Genomic DNA, 3,779 nt, shown 5'->3' with positions numbered 1-3,779 from the left:
AGTGAACACCCCGTTATTTAAGGAATAACATTGCTTAACTTGCTTTTGAAGTTTGTTATCAAGTCGAATGATTAATTGGAGAGTGGTAAAGTTAATCACAAATTCCTCCTCACGAACCTCACGGTCTTCAGCAGAAATTTTCCGGTAGCCCTTGTAGTGACACCCTTTTATCGTCTTCCTAATTGTTGTTATGGCTTGGGTTGAGGTTTTTAGCCCTTCCCTATGAAAGTAATGTTTACACACGCTCATCAATTCCGTGCTTATAGAGTGATTAACTGTTATGGCGTTAAAGAATGCTTTTAACGCGCTTGCGGACGGCAGACCTTTTTGGCCGCACATACTGGCCACCGCCTTCAGCTTTGTCAGGCACAAGCGGCGGGTCGCACCTTTTAAATGCTCATCTTTGAAGAATATTTTCATTGCCGCTGGCGTGGGCAGACCTTTTTGGTAGCACATACTGGCCACCGCAGCCAGCTTTGTCTTGCACAAGCGGACGTTATCACCTTTTAAATACTCAGCAGTGAAGAATGCTTTCATTGCCGCTGGCGTGGGTAGACCTTTTAGGCAGCACATACTGGCCACCGCCTTCAGCTTTGTCAGGCACAAGCGGTCGTCCTCACCTTTTAAATACTCAGCAGTGAAGAATGTGTTCAGCGCCTCTGCCGTGGGCAGACTTTTTCGGCGGCACATACTGGCCACCGCAGCCAGCTTTGTCTTGCATAAGCGGCCGTTATCACCTTTTAAATACTCAGCAGTGAAGAATGCCTCCAGTGCAGTTGATGTGGGCAGACCTTTTTGGCGGCACATACTGGCCACCGCATTCAGCCTTGTCAGGCACAAGTTACGTCCATCTTTCAGATGATTATCGTTGAAGAATGTGTTCATTGCCGCTGGCGTGGGCAGACCTTTTTGGCGGCACATACTGGCCACCGCCTTCAGCCTTGTCAGGCACAAGTTACGTCCATCTTTCAGATGATTATCGTTGAAGAATGTGTTCAGCGCCACTGGCGTGGGCAGACCTTTTTCGCAGCACATACTGGCCACCGCATTCAGCCTTGTCAGGCACAAGTTACGTCCATCTTTCAGATGATTATCGTTGAAGAATGTGTTCATTGCCTCTGCCATGGGCAGACCTTTTCGGCCACACATACTGGCCACCGCCTTCAGCTTTGTCAGGCACAAGTTACGTCCATCTTTCAGATTATTATCGTTGAAGAATGCCTCCAGTGCCGTTGGTGTGGGCAGACCTTTTAGGCAGCACATACTGGCCACCGCCTTCAGCTTTGTCAGGCACAAGCGGTCGTCCTCACCTTTTAAATACTCAGCAGTGAAGAATGTGTTCAGCGCCTCTGCCATGGGCAGACCTTTTTTGCAGCACATACTGGCCACCGCCTTCAGCTTTGTCAGGCACAAGCGGCCGTTTTCATCTTTTAAATGCTCATCTTTGAAGAACATTTCCATTGCATCTGCCGTGGGCAGACCTTTTTGACAGCACATACTGGCCACCGCAGCCAGCTTCGTCTTGCATAAACGGCCGTTTTCATCTTTTAAATGCTCAGCAGTGAAGAATGCTTTCATTGCCGCTGGCGTGGGCAGACCTTTTTGGCAGCACATACTGGCCACCGCCTTCAGCTTTGTCAGGCACAAGCGGCCGTTTTCATCTTTTAAATGCTCATCTTTGAAGAATGTGTTCAGCGCCTCTGCCATGGGCAGACCTTTTTTGCGGCACATACTGACCACCGCAGCCAACTTTGTCTTGCATAAGCGGCCGTTTTCATCTTTTAAATGCTCATCTTTGAATAATGTGTTCAGCGCCGCTGGCGTGGGCAGACCTTTTTGGCGGCACATCGACATAACGTACGATAATTGAGGATGTTTAGCTATACACTCAATATCATTGTCGGATAGGTTTGCAAAGGCTGTTATTGCGCCTTTATTATTTTTAAATAGACCTTCAAACGCCGTCAGCTTTACCTTGCCAGTTGTTATAAATGTTATAGCCTTCTCGATGGTTTCAGGTTCTCGTTGGTCAGGAAGTTGAGTAAATAAAGGTTTGAGTTCTTTTTTAAGCTTTTCTGTATCTAAAACCAATTTATCTCGCTTGCTATTCTGCCGCTTTTCCTGGGAGCTAGGGGGAGCTCCTGCCTCTGAAGTCAGTTTCGCTCGCTTGGTCTTCTGCCGATTTTTCTGGGAGCTAGGGGGGACTCTTGGTCTTTTGTGTCCCCGCTTCAAAACGTCACCTTGTGATGCATCATGAAAGCACTCGTATGAAGCTGGGGACTCACTCGATTTCACCGTAAAAGTCTTGTCGTTGGTGTTAATCGAGTCGCTTGGGGAAACCATGGGTGATGGAGAATACTTCTGGGCGCTCTGAGCTAAAGTGCGGTCAAGTGAGTGCATAAATTTCTCCTGATTACCCACAAAGCCCAGTCATCTTTAAGAGCTTTTTAGGCAAAAGTGGCATTCTTACTGCTCTGTAGATGAATCTCGGCAGTATATCTTCTAGCTGAAACCTTGGTTTGAGTGTTTTTTAGGCTGCAAAGATGCGACAGAACCGATTTTTAAGCTGAGAAGGCATTTATGCCAAGGCTCAGCCTGCTATAACTCCTGAAAAAGTCAAGAGCGTTAACGATTTTTAACTCGTTTTTTAGCATTGTTTGCCTGTATTTTAAAAATACTGGCTCTTCCAAATCTCAATGAATTCTATGGCATCGAAAGTTCTATCCATTATGAATGGTTTCGGTTATCCGTCTGTGGATAACGGGGTGTGCTACGGACTTGCGGTTATGGCTGCGCAGGCGGTGATAAGATTTGATGGGGCAACGTATAACGCCAGAATCAAGAAGCTTCCTAACGGTGAGGAAGACGACCTTAAGGCTTTTTTTGAAGGTGTGGTCGTTTATTCAGGCAACGTCTTAAGCGCTTCACAATATGTTGCATTAGGTTTACCACTTCACCAAAATATTCCTGCACCTGCAAAGTTGTTATCATTTACACAAGCTGAAAAAGATACCCTTCATGATGAGCGCAAAAAGTGCAGACCTTGCGTGGCTGAGGCTTTTTTATGCTCTTTCAATCGAAAATCACTGACCTGCTGCCTTAACGAGATGCGTTCCCATGACGTGCCATTCTCATTGGTTATTACTTATATCAATCATGCGGTTCAAATTGGGTTTGATGGTTCAAGCTGGCTGTCCGTGAGTCACGATAATACTCTGTATGAGGCAGCTATAACGAGTAAACTTTTACTTAACATTACAGATGAAAAGTACGCTCATGATGGGTTGTGGCTTGCCAATATTAATATTGTCTTCGGAAAAGGTCGTCCTATTTCAGATTTCTCCGCATGCTTTCGTGAATTACGTCTGACCGATAATAATTTTTTAAAGTTATCAGATTCTCAAAAAAAAAGGTGTGTGCATCTAGCGCTGCAAAATGGTCATCATGATACGGTGACTGCGTTTATGAAGGTGCTGGCGGAGTTACTGAAGGAAGGGAAGTTATCAGAAGATAAGTTCATAGCGCTGGCAGCAGCGAAAGGTGGCAATGAAACAGCAGGGTTATTTCTGGCGTTGCAAAACGGTCGTAATGAAGTGGTAACGGCATTTATGACGGTGTTGGCCGAGTTGTTGAGAGAAAAATCTTTGTCGGAAGATGCATTCAAGGAGCTGGCAGCGGCGAAAAGTGGTAACGAAACATTTGGGTTATTTATGGCGCAGGAATGCCATTATCATAAGACGGTAAATGCATTCATGAGCGTGTTGGACTCGTTAGGTAGA

1 protein-coding gene and 1 pseudogene are annotated in these 3,779 nt (G+C 45.9%); one reads left to right on the top strand and one right to left on the bottom strand.

Features of this window, described 5'->3' with window-relative positions; genetic code table 11:
- Nucleotides 1–2,400: hypothetical protein (locus JQC92_RS21390; RefSeq protein ID WP_205001558.1), on the bottom strand; the 2,400-nt coding region annotated here is incomplete at its 3' end.
- Nucleotides 2,401–2,705: 305 nt separating this feature from the next.
- Between JQC92_RS21390 and JQC92_RS21385 the strand changes: the two are divergent.
- Nucleotides 2,706–3,779: pseudogene (locus JQC92_RS21385) on the top strand (hypothetical protein); the annotation flags it as partial.

This window comes from Parashewanella hymeniacidonis (genome assembly GCF_016900895.1).
GTDB classification, from domain to species: Bacteria; Pseudomonadota; Gammaproteobacteria; order Enterobacterales; family Shewanellaceae; genus Parashewanella; species Parashewanella hymeniacidonis.
Note: the sequence above shows the minus strand (reverse complement) of the source record. Positions and strands in the feature narration are given on the sequence as shown.